Annotated in this window: 14 protein-coding genes; 8 read left to right on the forward strand and 6 right to left on the reverse strand. The window is 64.5% G+C overall.

Translation table 11 applies throughout. The annotated features are described in order from the left end of the window. The first annotated feature begins 9 nt into the window (after window positions 1-9). Window positions 10-321 (forward strand): hypothetical protein, encoded by a 312-nt coding sequence (locus AZ34_RS05640; RefSeq protein WP_035605735.1) that lies wholly within the window; start codon window positions 10-12, stop codon window positions 319-321. Between the two features lie 74 nt (window positions 322-395). On the opposite strand, the gene AZ34_RS05645 is transcribed toward AZ34_RS05640, so the two are convergent. The 3 genes from AZ34_RS05645 to AZ34_RS05655 all read right to left on the reverse strand — a co-directional run bounded on the left by AZ34_RS05645 (window position 396) and on the right by AZ34_RS05655 (window position 3,502). Continuing rightward, window positions 396-1,268 carry a sulfurtransferase gene (locus tag AZ34_RS05645; protein WP_035605738.1) on the reverse strand — a complete coding sequence of 291 codons (873 nt, stop codon included), beginning with the start codon at window positions 1,266-1,268 and terminating at the stop codon, window positions 396-398. Between the two features lie 22 nt (window positions 1,269-1,290). Continuing rightward, window positions 1,291-2,190 carry a DMT family transporter gene (locus AZ34_RS05650; protein WP_035605740.1) on the reverse strand — a complete coding sequence of 300 codons (900 nt, stop codon included), beginning with the start codon at window positions 2,188-2,190 and terminating at the stop codon, window positions 1,291-1,293. 166 nt (window positions 2,191-2,356) lie between these two features. Continuing rightward, entirely contained in the window at window positions 2,357-3,502 is a 1,146-nt protein-coding gene (locus AZ34_RS05655) for an aromatic ring-hydroxylating oxygenase subunit alpha (protein WP_035605742.1), read from the reverse strand. Between the two features lie 353 nt (window positions 3,503-3,855). Between AZ34_RS05655 and AZ34_RS05660 the strand changes: the two genes are divergently transcribed. The 6 genes from AZ34_RS05660 to AZ34_RS05685 all read left to right on the forward strand — a co-directional run bounded on the left by AZ34_RS05660 (window position 3,856) and on the right by AZ34_RS05685 (window position 10,478). Continuing rightward, window positions 3,856-4,644: an endo alpha-1,4 polygalactosaminidase gene (locus AZ34_RS05660; protein ID WP_231495467.1), complete on the forward strand. Its 789-nt coding sequence runs from the start codon at window positions 3,856-3,858 to the stop codon at window positions 4,642-4,644. Between the two features lie 105 nt (window positions 4,645-4,749). Next, window positions 4,750-5,013, forward strand: coding sequence for an exodeoxyribonuclease VII small subunit (locus AZ34_RS05665; protein WP_035605753.1), 264 nt, complete (start codon window positions 4,750-4,752; stop codon window positions 5,011-5,013). Continuing rightward, complete coding sequence (locus tag AZ34_RS05670; protein WP_035605755.1) at window positions 4,998-5,951, forward strand: polyprenyl synthetase family protein; 954 nt, start codon at window positions 4,998-5,000, stop codon at window positions 5,949-5,951. Before AZ34_RS05665 ends, AZ34_RS05670 begins: the two co-directional genes overlap by 16 nt. A 17-nt stretch (window positions 5,952-5,968) precedes the next feature. Next, window positions 5,969-7,894 (forward strand): 1-deoxy-D-xylulose-5-phosphate synthase, encoded by a 1,926-nt coding sequence (gene dxs, locus AZ34_RS05675; RefSeq protein WP_035605757.1) that lies wholly within the window; start codon window positions 5,969-5,971, stop codon window positions 7,892-7,894. 156 nt (window positions 7,895-8,050) lie between these two features. Continuing rightward, window positions 8,051-9,136, forward strand: coding sequence for a TRAP transporter substrate-binding protein (locus tag AZ34_RS05680; RefSeq protein WP_035605760.1), 1,086 nt, complete (start codon window positions 8,051-8,053; stop codon window positions 9,134-9,136). Between the two features lie 256 nt (window positions 9,137-9,392). Beyond that, the gene (locus AZ34_RS05685) at window positions 9,393-10,478 is read left to right on the forward strand and encodes a TRAP transporter substrate-binding protein (protein WP_035605762.1); all 1,086 of its coding nucleotides are present in this window, start codon (window positions 9,393-9,395) and stop codon (window positions 10,476-10,478) included. Between the two features lie 212 nt (window positions 10,479-10,690). Here AZ34_RS05685 and AZ34_RS05690 read toward each other — a convergent pair whose 3' ends face one another. Next, window positions 10,691-12,451: a TRAP transporter large permease gene (locus AZ34_RS05690; protein ID WP_035605769.1), complete on the reverse strand. Its 1,761-nt coding sequence runs from the start codon at window positions 12,449-12,451 to the stop codon at window positions 10,691-10,693. Window positions 12,452-12,472: 21 nt separating this feature from the next. After that, window positions 12,473-13,078: a TRAP transporter small permease subunit gene (locus tag AZ34_RS05695; RefSeq protein ID WP_035605772.1), complete on the reverse strand. Its 606-nt coding sequence runs from the start codon at window positions 13,076-13,078 to the stop codon at window positions 12,473-12,475. 201 nt (window positions 13,079-13,279) lie between these two features. Between AZ34_RS05695 and AZ34_RS05700 the strand changes: the two genes are divergently transcribed. Then, on the forward strand, window positions 13,280-14,611 hold the full coding sequence (locus AZ34_RS05700; protein WP_081767101.1) for an SUMF1/EgtB/PvdO family nonheme iron enzyme: 1,332 nt from the start codon (window positions 13,280-13,282) through the stop codon (window positions 14,609-14,611). Here AZ34_RS05700 and AZ34_RS05705 read toward each other — a convergent pair. Further along, a complete protein-coding gene (locus AZ34_RS05705; protein ID WP_035605777.1) occupies window positions 14,606-15,541 on the reverse strand; it encodes an AEC family transporter in 936 nt (311 codons plus the stop codon). The genes AZ34_RS05700 and AZ34_RS05705 overlap by 6 nt on opposite strands. Between the last annotated feature and the right edge of the window lie 115 nt (window positions 15,542-15,656).

The following is a 15,656-nucleotide window of genomic DNA, read 5'->3' on the forward strand; positions in this document are numbered from 1 at the left end:
GCTTCCTTCATGCGTTTTGAACGTCTCTTTTTCGCCGTCTTCGGTTTTTTCCTTCGCCTCGGACTGCTGCTGCTCGGTCTGCTGGTGATGGTGTTCGTGCTGGCGCTGAGCCTCTTCATGATCCTGGGCTGGGGCGTGTATGCACTCGTCGCCCGCCTGATGGGACGGTCCGTGCAGCCCCTGGCCTTCACCATCCTGCGTCAGACGCAGGCGCAGTTTTTTCGGCGAGGCGCTCGGTCCGATGCGCGCGATGCCGGTGAGGTCATCGACGTCAACTCACGCGAGGTCGATGCCTCGCCTTCCGACCGGTTGGGGCGCTGACGGGGCACGAGCGCGCACGGTGCATCAAAGAGGCCAGGGCGCTGCCGCCCCGGGCTTTCACGGGCGCTGCAGCGTCAGCCCTTGGCAACGGGGCGTGCCGGGTCGCTGCACCATTCGCTCCAACTGCCAGCGTACAGCGCGGCGCGTCCAAGCCCGGCCAGTTCCATGGCCAGCAGATTGGGCGTGGCGGTGACGCCGCTGCCGCAATGGTGCACCACCGTGGCCGGGCGGCGCCCGCCCAGGAGGGCGTCAAACTCCGCGCGCAACTGAGCCGGCGACTTGAATCTGCCGTCCGGGCCGAAGTTGTCGCTGTAAGGCCGGTTGAGCGCGCCCGGAATGTGGCCGGCCACCGGGTCGAGCGGTTCCAACTCGCCGCGAAAGCGGGCCGGGGCGCGGGCATCGATCAGGGTTTGCAGGCTCGACTGGTTGAGGTGGGTGCGCACATCTTCCACCGTGGCCAGCCGTGCCAGCAGCTTGCCTGGCTGGAAGGGCGGGTTGCCGCTTGGGGTTGCCGCTACGACCGGGCCGCTGGCCACGGGGCCCTGGATCGCCTGCCAGGCGGGCAGGCCGCCATCGAGCACGGCCACGGCCTCGTGGCCCACCCACTTGAGCATCCACCACAGGCGCACGCAGAAACTCGAACTCTGGCGGTCGTAGACCACGGCCTGCATGCCGGCATGAAAACCGACACGGGTCAGCCATTGCGCGAAGACCTCGCGTTGGGGCAGCGGATGGCGGCCTGCGTTGACTGCCTGGGCCGGGTCCTGGGCACTCAGGTGCCGATTCAGGTCGGCGCGCACGGCGCCGGCGATGCGCAGTCGTTCGAACTGGGCGTCACCTTCGGTGGGTTGGGCCAAGTCGAAACTGCAGTCGAAGATCATGAGCGGCTTGCGCTCGCGCAGCAGGCTTTGGAGTTCGGCGGCGGAAATCAGTGTGCTGTAGGACATGTGGGGGGTGTGGCGCGTGGTCTTAGTGGTCTTCGGCGGGCGTGTTCGGCACGGTGCGCTCGCGCAGCAGGATGGCGGCGACGCCGGTTGCGAGTATGAGCGCGATGCCCAGCCAGCCCGACAGCGGCAATTGGTCGCCAAACAGCATCAGGCTGTAGATCGACGCGAAGACGATGCCGGAGTACTGCAGGCTGGCCACCGTGAGCGTGTGGCCGCGGCTGTAGGCACGGGTCATGCACCACTGGCCCAGCGAAGCCAGGATGCCGATGGGCACCAGCCAGACAGCGGCCTCCCATTGCGCGTGGGCCCAAGGCGTGAAGCCCACGATGAAGCAGCCGATCAGGCCCATCACCAGGGTGCCGAAGGCGAAGTAGAAGATGGTGCGCCCCTCGGGCTCACCCACGCGTCCCAAGGCCGTCACCTGCATATAGGCCAGCGCGCCGCTCATGCCGGACAGCAAGCCAATCAGTCCGGCCAGCAACTGGTCGTGGTCGATGGTGGGACGCAGCACCAGCACCACGCCCGCGAAGCCCAGCAGGACAATGAACAGCATGGGGCCTTGACGTTGCGCCTGGGTGAGGCTGAATGTGGTCAGCAGCGCGCCGCCGATGATGAAAGCCGCCACCCAGATGCTGCTCATGTAATTGAGCGTCATGGCCGTGGCCAGGGGTAGGTGGGCGATGGCGTAGAACCACGCGATCATCGAGAAACCGCCGATCAGGCTGCGCCAGACATGCATGCCGGGTACCGGCGTGGCGAGCCTGACCCCTTGCCTGCGCAGCACCAGGCCCAGGAAGATCAGGCTGACGATGCTGCGGTAGAAAACAAGTTCAAAGGTGTTGAACGACGTTGATGCGTACTTCACCGCCACACCCATGGTGGCGAAGAAGAAGGCGCCCAGAACCATCCAGAGGGCTTGCATAGGAAAGCGGCCCAGGGCGGCGCCGCAGAGTTGCGAAGCCCGTATTACACCCGGAATTTCGTTTGGCTTCCGACCCTGGATCGCTGCGACGGACGGGTCTGCCGTCGTGGACACGTCGCGCGTCCGTTTGACCCCGCCTGCGGCGGGGTCGGGGCAATGACGCGCCTTACAGACCCAGCTGCCTGCGGTACCACTCGTGGAAGTGCTGCATGCCGTCCTCCATGGGGCTCTGGTAGGGGCCGACTTCGTTCTGCCCGCGCTGCATCAGGGCCTTGCGGCCCGCGTCCATGCGCTCGGCGATCTCGTCGTCCTCGATGCAGGTCTCCATGTAGGCGGCCTGCTGAGCCTCGACGAACTCTCGCTCGAAGGCGGTGATCTCCTCGGGGTAGTAGAACTCCACCTTGTTCAGTGTCTTGTCCACGCTGATGGGGTGCAGGGTGGAGACCGTCAGCACATGCGGGTACCACTCCACCATGATGTGTGGGTAGTAGGTCAGCCAGATGGCGCCGCGCTCGGGTTTCTGTCCGTTGCGGTACTTGAGCAAGGCATCGTGCCAACGTTGGTAGGTCGGCGAACCCGGTCGCTCGAAGGCCTCGGACACGCCCACGGTCTGCACGGAGTAATGCTCCTTGAACTCCCACTGCAGGTCGTCGCAGGTCACGAAACGGCCCAGGCCCGGGTGGAAGGGGCCGACGTGGTAGTCCTCCAGATAGACCTCGATGAAGGTCTTCCAGTTGTAGTTGCACTCGTGCAGTTCCACGCGGTCCAGGGTGTAGCCGCTGAAGTCCAGCTCCGCGCGCGGGCCCATACCGGCCAGATCGGTGGCGATGTCACGGCCACCGCGTGGGCCGTTGACCAGCCCGTCCTCGAACAACAGGCCGTTCCATTCTTGCAGCCGGTACTGGCTGAGGTGCAGGCAGGGGTCCTCGGCGAAATGCGGGGCGCCGATCAACTGACCACTGCCCGTATAGGTCCAGCGGTGCAGCGGGCAGACGATGTTGCCCCCGGCATGGCCCTTGCCCTCGGCTTGCAGATTGCCGCGGCCCTGCAACATCACGGCCTGCCGATGGCGGCAGACGTTGGATTGCAGGGTGATGGAGCCATCACGCTGGCGCACCAGCACACGACCGTTGCCTTCGTGGGCGAGCACATGGTAGTCGCCCACCTCGGGCACGCTGGCGGCGTGACCCACGTAACGTGGGCCACGGCCGAAGAGCTCTGTCATCTCACGCTGAAACAGCGCCTCGTCGAAATAGCTGTTGACGGGTAACTGGCTGTGCGCCTGCTGCAGTCGAAGGCTTAAATCAGACATGGTGTCCTGACCTAAAGCTCCCCACAGGGAGGTTGGCACGCTTGGGAGCGTGAGAGTGAGGGGATGGTTTGCGGAGCTTAGACCCTCGGGGCTCTGTGTCAGCAGAAGTCCTGGGCGCGCCGCGAACCGTGGCGAAAAAAGAGCGCGATTGTACCCCCGGGGTTGTCAGGGGCAAGCTTTATCTCGCAGCGGAGCACAAGGGCTTTGCACATTGTGCGCTGTGTGTCCTTGGGGCTTGCCCATCGGGTCTGTGCAGCGCGGGTATCGACGCGCCCCAGGCTGAGGCCTGGGCAGGGATGGATACTCCGAGTCCGAAAGGAATGGGGCGTATGACGAGATTCAGAGTGCTTGTATTGCTCGGTGCCGCATGGCTGGCTGGGTGCGGCGATGGTTCATCGGGGGGCGATGCTTCCTGGTGGAAGCCCTCGGTGACGGATACCTGGCAATGGCAACTGAAGGACACGATCAACACTGGCTACGACGTCGCGGTGTACGACATCGACCTCTTCGATACCAGCACCGCGCAGATCGCTGCCTTGCAAGCGGCTGGGAAAAAGGTGGTGTGTTATTTCTCGGCCGGCAGTTCCGAAGATTGGCGCGACGATTTCCAGGATTTCGAGGCCGCCGACATGGGCAATCCACTCGACAGTGTCTGGGTCGGTGAAAAGTGGCTGGATACCCGTTCGTCCAATGTGCGGAACATCATGCGCAAACGGCTGGATCTGGCGCAAACCAAAGGCTGCGATGGCGTCGAGCCGGACAATGTGGACGGCTATGACAACGACACGGGGTTCCCGTTGACGGAGGCGACCCAACTGGACTACATCCGCCATCTCGCGGCCGAGGCGCATGCGCGCGGGTTGGCCATCGGCCTGAAGAACAATGTGGCGCAGCTGAATTCGCTGGTGGACGACGTGGATTTCGCGGTCAACGAGCAATGCCACGAATACGAAGAATGCGAGGCTTATGAGATCTTCATCACGAAGGGTAAGCCGGTGTTCAATGCCGAGTACGCGGACCGCTATGTGAACAATGCCACGGACCGGCAAATCATGTGCGAAGCCTCGCGGGTGCTGAATATCCGCACGCTGGTGCTGCCGCTGGAGTTGGATGATGCCTTTCGTCAGAGCTGCGATCCCTGATGGCGCCGCTGTTTGCACTGCCGGGCGCTGTGGGCTGTGGAGGATTTAGGCCTGCGGCCCGCCCAGCGCCTAAAATGCCCGACCTTTGTATGAAAAGCCGTATCCATGCCCAAGGCTCCCTCCCCATCTTCTCCTCCTGCGTCCGAACCAGGTACCCCGCCGTTGCCGGCGAACTACGAAGAGGCCATGCGGGAACTTGAGCAACTGGTGGTCCAGCTGGAATCGGGGGAACTGCCCTTGGAGCAATTGCTCGCGGCCTACCAGCGTGGCGCCGAGTTGCTGCAGTTCTGCAATGGTCGGCTTGAAGCCGTGGAGTCGCAAATCAAGGTGCTGGACGAGGGCATGCTCAAGCCATGGACACCCGAGTGAAGACCGTGACCGAATGGGATCTGCGCGTGTGGATGGACGCCCGACTGGCGCGCGTGGAAAGCGCGTTGCAGGGCTGGGTCGGCGTAGACGCGCCTGGGCAGCCCGACGTGGGATTGGGCGAGGCCATGCGCTATGCCGTGCTGGACGGCGGCAAGCGCCTGCGGCCGCTGCTGGTGCTGGCCGCCTGCGAGGCGGTGCGCGGCGAGGAACAGGCGGCGTTGCGCGCCGCGTGCGCGGTGGAGTTGATCCATGCCTATTCCCTGGTCCATGACGACATGCCCTGCATGGACAACGATGTGCTGCGCCGCGGCAAGCCCACGGTGCATGTGAAATTTGGCGAGGCCCAGGCTTTGCTGGCGGGCGATGCTCTGCAGGCCCTGGCCTTCGAACTGTTGACACCTGTGGACGAGGCCGCCGTGCCCGCCGCCATGCAGGCCCGCTTGTGCCGTCTGCTTGCGCGCGCGGCAGGCAGTGCGGGCATGGCCGGTGGCCAGGCGATCGACCTGGCCAGCGTGGGCGTCAAGCTGGACGAGGACCAATTGCGCCAGATGCATCGCCTGAAGACCGGAGCCTTGCTGCAGGCCAGCGTGGTGATGGGGGCCGCCTGTGGCGAGACGACCCCGGCCCAGCAAGCGGCGCTGAGTGATTACGGCGCGGCCATCGGCCTGGCCTTCCAGGTCGTCGATGACATCCTGGACGTGACGGCTGACAGCGCGACCCTGGGCAAGACGGCGGGCAAGGACGCGGTCCAGGACAAGCCCACCTATGTTTCCCTGTTGGGCCTGGCGCGCGCCCAGGCCCATGCGCATGAGCTGCACGCGCAGGCCCTGGCCGCGCTGGCGCGTTTCCAGGCGCTGAGTCTCGCGCCGACCGCTGGCCTGGACGACACCCGGGCGCTGCGGGCGTTGGCCGATCTCGTGGTCGAGCGCGCGCACTGAGAGTCGAGGTACCCGACATGAGCAATTCCCTGCTGCAAAGCATCAACGACCCGGCGGACCTGCGCCAGCTGTCGCGCCCACAACTCAAGCCCCTGGCCGACGAGTTGCGGGCCTTCGTGCTGGACAGCGTGTCCAAGACCGGCGGCCATCTGAGTTCCAATCTCGGCACGGTGGAACTGACCGTTGCCTTGCACTACGTCTTCAACACCCCGCATGACCGGCTGGTGTGGGACGTGGGCCATCAGACCTATCCGCACAAGATCCTGACGGGTCGGCGCGAGCGCATGGCGGGGTTGCGCCAGCTCGGTGGCATCAGTGGCTTTCCGCTGCGCAGCGAGAGCGAGTACGACGCCTTCGGCACGGCGCACAGCAGCACCTCGATTTCCGCCGCCCTGGGCATGGCGTTGGCCGCGCGGCAGAAGGGCGAGGACCGCCACGCCATCGCGGTGATCGGCGACGGTGCGATGACCGCCGGCATGGCCTTCGAGGCCTTGAACCACGGCGGCGTCGAAGACTGCCGCCTGCTGGTCATCCTCAACGACAACGACATGAGCATCAGCCCGCCCGTGGGTGCGCTCAACCGCTACCTCGCGCAATTGATGAGCGGCCGTTTCTACGCGGCGGCCAAACAGGTGGGCAAGAGCGTGCTCAAGGCCGCGCCGCCGCTGTTCGAACTCGCCAAGCGCCTGGAAGAGCAGGCCAAGGGCATGGTTGTGCCCGCGACCTTGTTCGAGAAATTCGGTTTCAACTACATCGGCCCCATTGATGGGCATGATCTAGATTCCTTGATCCCCACGCTGGAAAACATCAAGCAGCTCAAGGGACCGCAGTTCCTCCACGTTGTCACTAAAAAAGGCCAGGGCTACAAGCTGGCCGAGGCCGATCCGGTGGCCTACCACGGCCCCGGCAAGTTCGATCCGGCGGTTGGCCTGGTCAAGCCCAGCACGCCACCGAAGCAGACCTTCACCCAGGTCTTTGGCCAGTGGCTGTGTGACATGGCCGAGCAGGACATGCGCCTGGTCGGCATCACGCCGGCCATGCGTGAAGGCTCGGGCATGGTGGAGTTCCACCAGCGCTTCCCAGGTCGTTATTACGACGTGGGCATCGCCGAGCAGCACGCCGTCACACTCGCGGCCGGCATGGCCTGCGAGGGGCTGAAGCCGGTGGTGGCGATCTACAGCACTTTCCTGCAACGCGGTTACGACCAACTGATTCACGACGTGGCGCTGCAGAACCTGCCCGTGGTGTTTGCCCTGGACCGCGCTGGTCTGGTCGGCGCGGACGGTGCCACCCACGCTGGCGCCTTCGACATTCCCTTCCTGCGCTGCATTCCGAACATGGCCGTGGCCTGTCCGGCCGATGAACGTGAGTGCCGCCAGTTGCTGAGCACGGCCTACGGGCAAAACCATCCGGTGGCCGTGCGCTACCCGCGTGGTGCGGGCGCGGGTGTGTCGCCCTTGACCGATCTGGCACCCTTGCCCTATGGCAAGGGTGAAGTCCGACGCTGGCGCTCGGGTGGCACGACGCAGGACAAGCCGAAGGGCATCGCCATCCTCGCCTTCGGCACCCTGCTGTACCCTGCGCTGACGGCGGCCGAATCACTCGATGCCACCCTGGTCAACATGCGCTGGGCCAAGCCACTGGACACCGAGCTTCTGCTCCAGGTGGCCGCGCAGCATGAAGCGTTGGTGACGGTCGAAGAGGGCGTGGTCATGGGCGGCGCGGGCAGTGCCGTGAGCGAGGCGCTGCAGGCTGCGGGGGTGCTTAAGCCCCTACTGCAACTGGGCCTGCCCGACCACTTCATCGAGCATGGTGATCCGGCCAAACTGCTGGCCCTGCAGGGGCTGGATGCGTCGGGCATCGAGGCCGCCATCCTGGCCCGCTACCCCCAACTGAGCGCCAACGCGGCACAGAAGCCCGCCTTGAAAGTCGTGGCGCGCTGAGATCGCTCATGCATGTGCGCCGCACGAGTGCGCGCGCCACGACTGATAACTCAAGTCCCTTGCCTGGATGGTGACACCTTGGGTGTCAATGCTGCGGCGTGAACGGCACTAATAAAATCGACGCTCTTTTGTCTCATCTCTCTGGAGATTGTTTGAATGGATCGTCGTTCCCTCATTAAAAATGCCGGCCTCGCTGGCGTGTTGGCCGCAGGTGTGGCCCCGGCCGTGCAGGCGCAGACGCCCGCCATCCGTTGGCGCCTGGCTTCGAGTTTCCCCAAGGCCTTGGACACCATCTACGGTGGCGCCGAGGCGTTCTCTCGCAAGATCAAGGAAATGTCCGGTGGCAAGTTCGAGATATCGGTGCATGCGGCCGGTGAGCTGATGCCTGCGCTGGGCGTGGTCGATGGCGTGCAGAGCGGCACCACGGAAATCGCGCACACGGCGCCCTACTATTTCTTCGGCAAGAACGAAGCTTTCGCCATCGGTGGTGCCATTCCCTTTGGCATGAACAGCCGCCAGATGACGGCGTGGATGAACCACGGCAATGGCCGCAAGCTCATGAACGAGTTCTACGCTGGCTACAACCTCGTCAGCTTCCAGGGCGGCAATACCGGCGCGCAGATGGGTGGCTGGTACCGCAAGGAAATCAAGAGCCCGGCCGACATCAAGGGTCTGAAGTTCCGCGTGGGCGGTTTCGCGGGCCGTGTGATCGAACGCATGGGCGGCGTGCCGCAGAACATTCCGGGCGGCGAGATTTACCAGGCGCTGGAAAAAGGCACCATCGACGCGGCCGAGTGGATCGGTCCGTATGACGACCAGAAGTTGGGCCTGGGCAAGGTGGCGCCGGTCTACCACTACCCCGGCTGGTGGGAAGGTGGCCTGGAAGTCAGCTTCTATGTCAACAACAAGGCCTACGAGGCGCTGCCGGCCGAGTACAAGGCGATGATCGACGCGGCCTCGGCCTACGCGCATGTGGACATGCAGGCCAAGTACGACGCCTTCAACCCGGTCGCGCTCAAGCAGATCGCCGCCTCGGGCGTGAAGGTGCTGCCTTTCCCGACCCCCGTGCTGCAAGCCTCCTACAAGGCGGCGATGGAGGTCTATGCGGAGTTGGACAAGAAGAACCCGCAGTGGAAGAAGATCTACGACGACTACCGCAAGTTCCAGCGTGACCAGCTGTTCTGGTTCCGCGTGAACGAAGCGCGTTTCGACGGCTTCATGCAGAGCATCAAGGGTTTCTGATGGCGCGGGCCGGCAACGGCCCGATCCTCAGGTTTGACCCAGCGCCCCGTCGGCATCATGCCGGCGGGGCGCTTTTTCTTGTTTTCCTGTGCGGGGAGTCCCCATGTCCTGTTTTGGTGCGGGCTCGGCTTCGGCTCGCGGGTAAGCCCCAATGCCGATCTAGCACGAGGCGGCTGGTAGGCGCACCTCGCACCGATAGAATCCCGCAACCTTTCCGGGTTATCCATTTTCTGGTTTTGATTCCAAGGAGACATGCATGGATCGTCGTTCCCTCATCAAAAACGCCGGCATTGCTGGTGTGTTGGCCGCAGGTGTGGCCCCGGCCGTGCAGGCGCAGACGCCCGCCATCCGTTGGCGCCTGGCCTCGAGCTTTCCCAAGGCCTTGGACACCATCTACGGTGGTGGCGAAGTGTTCGCCAACAAGATCAAGGAAATGTCCGGTGGCAAGTTCGAGATCTCGGTGCATGCGGCCGGTGAACTGATGCCCGCCTTCGGCGTGGTGGACGGCGTGGGCAACGGTACCGTGGAGATGTGCCACACCGTGCCGTATTACTTCTTCGGCAAGAACGAAGCCTTCGCCATCGGCGCTGCCATTCCCTTTGGCATGAACAGCCGCCAGATGACGGCCTGGATGTACCACGGCAATGGTCGTAAGCTCATGAACGAGTTCTACGCTGGCTACAACCTCGTCAGCTTCGCGGGCGGCAACACCGGCGCGCAGATGGGTGGCTGGTACCGCAAGGAAATCAAGAGCCCGGCCGACATCAAGGGTCTGAAGTTCCGCGTGGGCGGTTTCGCGGGCCGTGTGATCGAACGCATGGGCGGCGTGCCGCAGAACATCCCGGGCGGCGAGATTTACCAGGCGCTGGAAAAAGGCACCATCGACGCCGCCGAGTGGGTGGGTCCGTACGATGACCAGAAGCTGGGCCTGGGCAAGGTGGCGCCGGTCTACCACTACCCCGGCTGGTGGGAAGGTGGTCCGGAAGTGGATTTCTTCGTCAACAACAAGGCCTACGAGGCGCTGCCGGCCGAGTACAAGGCGATGATCAACGCGGCCTCGGCCTACGCGCATGTGGACATGCAGGCCAAGTACGACGCCTTCAACCCGGTCGCGCTCAAGCAGATCGCCGCCTCGGGCGTGAAGGTGCTGCCTTTCCCGACCAGCGTGCTGCAGGCTTCGTACAAGGCGTCGATGGAGGTCTACGCGGAGTTGGACAAGAAGAACCCGCAGTGGAAGAAGATCTACGACGACTACCGCAAGTTCCAGCGTGACCAGCTGTTCTGGTTCCGTGTGAACGAAGCGCGTTTCGACGGCTTCATGCAGAGCATCAAGGGTTTCTGATGGCGCGGGCCGGCAACGGCCCGATCCTCAGGTTCGACCCAGCGCCCCGTCGGCATCATGCCGGCGGGGCGTTTCCAATTGCGCGCCCCGCTCACATCATGGGCCTGGAGCGGTGACCATGCGGCGGCAAAAAAAAGGACGCCTCGCGGCGTCCTGGATGGAGCGTTCAGCACGCCCCTGGCGATGGGCGCTGGCCCATCGGAGGGCGGAACTTAGTCCTTGGGGATCTCCAGCGGCGCATCGTCGTTGAGGTTCTGTTCCTCGAATTCGGGTTCCGCACCTTCGCCCGGTTTGGCATCCGGATCGAAAGACTCGAAACCACTCGAGGTACCGAAGTCGGCACTGGGGATGTTGATCTCCACATGTTCCAGGTCCAGCACCTGAGGCTGGTCGCGCGAGACGATGCCCGGGAAGGCGATGATCAGCCCGACCATCACCAACTGGATGAACACGAAGGGCAGGGCGCCCATGATGATCTGGCCCGTGGTGACCGGCGCGATGCGCTTTTTCGTCACCTTGTCGGTGTATTCCTTGTCGGGAGCGACGCTGCGCAGGTAGAACAGCGCGAAGCCGAAGGGCGGGTGCATGAAGCTGGTCTGCATGTTGACCGCGAGCAGCACACCGAACCACACCAGGTCGATGCCCAGCTTGTCGGCCACCGGGGCCAGCAACGGGACCACGATGAAGGCCAGCTCGAAGTAGTCAAGGAAGAAGGCCAGCAGGAAGACCATGATGTTGACCACGATCAGGAAACCCGTCGGGCCGCCAGGCAGGTCGGACAGCAGGTGTTCCACCCAGCGGTGGCCATCCACGCCCTGGAAGGTCAGGCTGAACATGGTCGCGCCGACCAGGATGAACAGCACGAAGCAGGACAGCTTGGTCGTGGCGTTGAGCGCCTGCTTGAGCAGGGGCATGGACAGGCGACGACGCACCAGGGCAAGGATCAGCGCGCCCACCGCGCCCATGGCGCCACCCTCGGTCGGCGTGGCCACGCCCAGGAAGATGGTGCCCAGAACCAGGAAGATCAGCAACAGCGGTGGCACCAGCACGAAGGTGACACGTTCGGCCAACAGGGACAGCAGGCCCAGCTTGGTCGTCTTGTTGATCAGGGCCAGCACGAAGGCCAGTGCCACGCCTGCGCAGAGCGAAACGACGATGGTCTCGTCCAGCGCCACGCTCTCGACGACTTCACCTTTCCACCAGCTGTGCACGGCGACATAGTTCTCGGCGAACAGCAGGGCGACGGTCGTGCACAGCAGGGCCAGCACCGCCAGCGAGGTGTAGCCGCTCGTGCCATTGGGCTGGCGGAACACGCGCGCCTCAGGCGGCAGGGCTGGCACCATCTTGGGCTTGAAGATGGCCAGGAAGGCGACCCAGAGCACGTAGAAGCCCACCAGCATGAAGCCCGGAATGAAGGCGCCCTTGTACATGTCACCCACGCTGCGGCCCAGCTGGTCGGCTAGCACGATCAGCACCAGGGACGGCGGAATGATCTGCGCCAGCGTGCCCGAGGCCACGATGGTGCCCGAGGCGATGCGACGGTCGTAGCCGTAGCGCAGCATGATGGGCAGGGAGATCAGACCCATCGAGATCACGGAGGCCGCCACCACGCCGGTTGTCGCCGCCAGCAGCGCGCCAACCAGGATCACCGCGAAGGCCAGGCCGCCGCGCACCGGGCCGAAGACCTGACCGATGGTGTCCAGCAGATCCTCCGCCATGCCGGAGCGCTCAAGGATGAGGCCCATCAGCGTGAAGAAGGGAATGGCCAGCAGGGTGTCGTTCTGCATGATGCCGAAGATGCGCAGCGGCAGGGCCTGCAGCAGCGCCTCGGGTAGCACACCCAGTTCAATGCCGATGAAACCGAAGAAGAGGCCGCAAGCCCCCAGGCTGAAGGCCAGCGGAAAGCCGATCAGCAGAAAGGCGATCAGCCCCGCGAACATGATGGGGGCCAGATTGTTTGCAAAGAATTCCATGATGAATGTGGCTCCGTCGCGTTAGTTCTTGGCTGCGGCGGCAGCTTCGGCCTCGCGCTGGCGGATGGCTTCGGCCAGCGCTTCCTCGGCAGTTTTCTCGCCCTTCTTGACCATGGGGTCGTCGATCAGGCCTTGCAGAAAGGCCAAGCGCTTGATCAGTTCCGACCAGCCCTGCAGCAGCAGCAGCGTGAAGCCCAGGGGCATCATCAGGTAGACCGGCCAGCGGATCAGCCCGCCCGCGTTGCTCGACACCTCGCCCGACTGGAAGGCTTGCCAGAAGAAGGGCAGGCTGAAATACAGCACCACCAGGCACACCGGCGTGAATAGCACGGTGAAGCCGAAGACGTCGATCCAGGCGCGCGCGCGGTTGGACAAGCGGCTGGAAATCACGTCGATGCGCACATGCTCATTGTTCAGCAGGGTGTAGCCAGCGGCCAGCAGGAAGGAGGCCGCGAACAGATACCACTGGATCTCGAGGAATGCGTTGGAGCTGGTGTCGAAGGTCTTGCGCACGACGGCGTTGGTGGCGCTGATCAGCGTCGAGGCCAGAATCAGCCAGATGAGCACGCTGCCCAGCTTGCTGCTCAGGCTGTCCATGAGCCTGGAGAACTTCAGGAGTTGCTGCATGGGAAATCCCACTGTAAGGGTGACTGAAAACCGCAGCGACCGTTTCTTGCCTCTTTTGTGAAGAGAGAACGGCCCGGCGGGCAAACCTGTCATTCTACGAGACAGAGTGTTGGGGTTTTTACGGGTGCGTTACAGGGGGCGAGGGGGTGTATCGGGAGCTAGGAGCCGCCGGAGAAACAATGCGCGGTGAATCCCCCCATAATGGTTCGCATGGCGCAAGCAACCCCATTGCCTTCCCCCACGCCGCACCTGAGCCGGGCCGATCTGCGCCACGCGGGGCGTGATGTGCTGGGCCTGGCCCTGATGGATGCGCGCAACCACACCCTCTTCCTCGTGGGCGAATTCCAGAAGGCCATGGAAGAAGGCGGGGAGGAGCTGGAACTGCCGAATGTCCCCGATCTGCACTTGCCAGGCCTGTCGCCCGCGCTGAATCCGCCCTTGTGGGAACTGGGCCGCATCGGCTGGTTCCAGGAGCGCTGGATCGGTCGCAATCTGCAACGTCACCAGGGGCCGCGTGCCGATCCGCAGGCGCCGCCCCTGGCCTCGGTTTTCCCGCGAGGCGATGCGCTCTGGGGCGAACCCGGCCTGCCGCCCGCGCGCCGCTGGGAGGCGACATTGCCGCCCCTGGACGACATCAAGGCGTATCTGCTGTCCACACTGGAAAGCACGCTCGATTTGCTGGCCATGACACCGGACGAGGCCGACGCCTTGTATTTTTACCGTCTCGCGCTGTTCCACGAAGACATGTGCGGCGAGGTTCTGGTCAATCTGGCGCAGACCCTGGGTTTGCCCTTGCGCGTTCCCCTGCCCAAGCCCGGCCTGGTGCTGGACCCGATCACCGTGCCGGCGACCCGCTGGCAGTTGGGCTGGGACGAAGAACGCAAGGGGGGCGGCGTTTTCGTCTTCGACAACGAAGTTCCTGCGCACGAGGTCGCTGTGCCCGAGTTCGAGATCGACGCCCAGCCCGTGGGCTGGAACCAGTACGTCGAGTTCGTGATGGACGGTGGCTATGACCGGCCTGAGTTCTGGTTGCCCGCTGGCTGGGAATGGCTGCAGGTGCAGCAGAAGCAGGACGAAGGCCGCCGAGCGCCGCGCCATGTGCAGCAAATCGGCGCGGTGCGGGGCGATGCGCTCAACGGCGGCGTTTTCCAATCCTGGTTTGGCCAGACCCTGCGCATGGCCCTGTGGTCACCCGTGATGCACCTGTCCTGGTGGGAGGCCGATGCCTGGTGCCGCTGGGCGGGCCGCCGCCTGCCGACCGAGGTGGAGTGGGAACTGGCTGCGCACCAGGCTGCGGGCCGCGGCTTTCGCTGGGGCGATGTCTGGGAGTGGACCGCCACCACCTTCGAGGGCTACCCGGGTTTCGCGTCCGGACCCTGGCGCGCTTATTCCGAGCCGTATTTCGGCCGACACAAAGTCTTGCGCGGGGCCTCCCTGGCCACGCGCCTGCGCCTGGAGCACCCGAAGTTCCGCCACCATGCTGCGCCCGAGGCGGACCACCTCTTCTGCGGCTTCCGTTCCTGCGCCTTATAAGTAACGCTGCAGGCTCAGGGCATAGGGAAGGCTCAGCACACCCAGCGCGGTGGACAGCGTGACCATGCTCGCCACCAAGGCCCCGTTGTAGCCCATGCGTGCCGCGAGCACATAGGCGCTGGAAGCGGTGGGCAGCGCCGAGAAGAGCAGCAGCGTCGCGGCTTGCATCGTGTCCAGTCTCAGCACGACGCACAGGCCCAGTGCCACCAGGGGCAGCAGCAAGTGGCGTACCGTCAGCACCCCAGCGGCCAGGGCCTTGCTGCGCGCCAACGTGCCGAACTGCATGCCCGCGCCCGCAGCCATCAAGCCCAGCGCCAGCGAGGCCGCGCCGATGCGCGAGAGGCTGGGCGCGATCCAGTCCGGGATGCGCAGGCCCGCCAGATTGCAGGCCAGGCCTGAGACGGTGGCAATGATCAGCGGGTTGCGCACCAGTTCCCTTAGCACACCGCGCCCCGCATGCCGCGCCATGGGCCAGACCGCGGCCACGTTCACGAAGGGCACGCAGACTCCGATCAGCAGGGCCATCAGCAGGGGGCCGCGCCCATCCGATTCCTGCATGGCCAGGCGCTCGGCCAGTCCCAGGGCGATGAAGGAGTTGAAACGGAACGCCACTTGCGCGCTGGCCGCGTGGTCGCGCGGGTCGTAAGCCGCGCGCGTGCCTTGCCACGCGCGCAGCAGCCAAGGCAGGGTGTGGGTCAAGGCGACGCCTGCGGCCGTCATGAGCAGGCCGCCCAGCACCAGGCTGGCGTCGGCGTCGAGCTGGATCGGGCTCTTGACGATGCTGTGGAACAGCAGCACCGGAAACAGGAAGTAATAGACCAGGCTTTCCACCGGCTCCCAGACCCGCCGGTTCAGCGCGGTGTAGCGGCACAACAGACAGCCGCAGAGGATCATGGAGAAGTCGGGGAAGAGCAGGACGGCGTAATTCACGCGCGGGAGAATAGCAGGCGGTGTGGTGTCCCCCTCGGTCACGCGCGTTTCTGCGGAGTGCGCGAGGCAGTTCTGCGCCCTAGAATGCCCGCTTCACTTCCATCCTTGTTTTCAG

Origin of the sequence: Hylemonella gracilis str. Niagara R (assembly GCF_000600295.1) — a bacterium.
Lineage (GTDB): Bacteria > Pseudomonadota > Gammaproteobacteria > Burkholderiales > Burkholderiaceae_C > Hylemonella > Hylemonella gracilis_A.

Bases quoted from the DNA above. Each gene is read 5' to 3' on its own strand.
- AZ34_RS05680 (WP_035605760.1), top strand. From the start codon at position 8,051: ATGGATCGTCGTTCCCTCATTAAAAATGCCGGCCTCGCTGGCGTGTTG.
- AZ34_RS05690 (WP_035605769.1), bottom strand. From the start codon at position 12,451: ATGGAATTCTTTGCAAACAATCTGGCCCCCATCATGTTCGCGGGGCTG.
- AZ34_RS05655 (WP_035605742.1), bottom strand. From the start codon at position 3,502: ATGTCTGATTTAAGCCTTCGACTGCAGCAGGCGCACAGCCAGTTACCC.
- AZ34_RS05645 (WP_035605738.1), bottom strand. From the start codon at position 1,268: ATGTCCTACAGCACACTGATTTCCGCCGCCGAACTCCAAAGCCTGCTG.
- AZ34_RS05700 (WP_081767101.1), top strand. From the start codon at position 13,280: ATGGTTCGCATGGCGCAAGCAACCCCATTGCCTTCCCCCACGCCGCAC.
- AZ34_RS05665 (WP_035605753.1), top strand. From the start codon at position 4,750: ATGCCCAAGGCTCCCTCCCCATCTTCTCCTCCTGCGTCCGAACCAGGT.
- AZ34_RS05650 (WP_035605740.1), bottom strand. From the start codon at position 2,190: ATGCAAGCCCTCTGGATGGTTCTGGGCGCCTTCTTCTTCGCCACCATG.
- AZ34_RS05640 (WP_035605735.1), top strand. From the start codon at position 10: ATGCGTTTTGAACGTCTCTTTTTCGCCGTCTTCGGTTTTTTCCTTCGC.
- dxs (WP_035605757.1), top strand. From the start codon at position 5,969: ATGAGCAATTCCCTGCTGCAAAGCATCAACGACCCGGCGGACCTGCGC.
- AZ34_RS05685 (WP_035605762.1), top strand. From the start codon at position 9,393: ATGGATCGTCGTTCCCTCATCAAAAACGCCGGCATTGCTGGTGTGTTG.
- AZ34_RS05670 (WP_035605755.1), top strand. From the start codon at position 4,998: ATGGACACCCGAGTGAAGACCGTGACCGAATGGGATCTGCGCGTGTGG.
- AZ34_RS05695 (WP_035605772.1), bottom strand. From the start codon at position 13,078: ATGCAGCAACTCCTGAAGTTCTCCAGGCTCATGGACAGCCTGAGCAGC.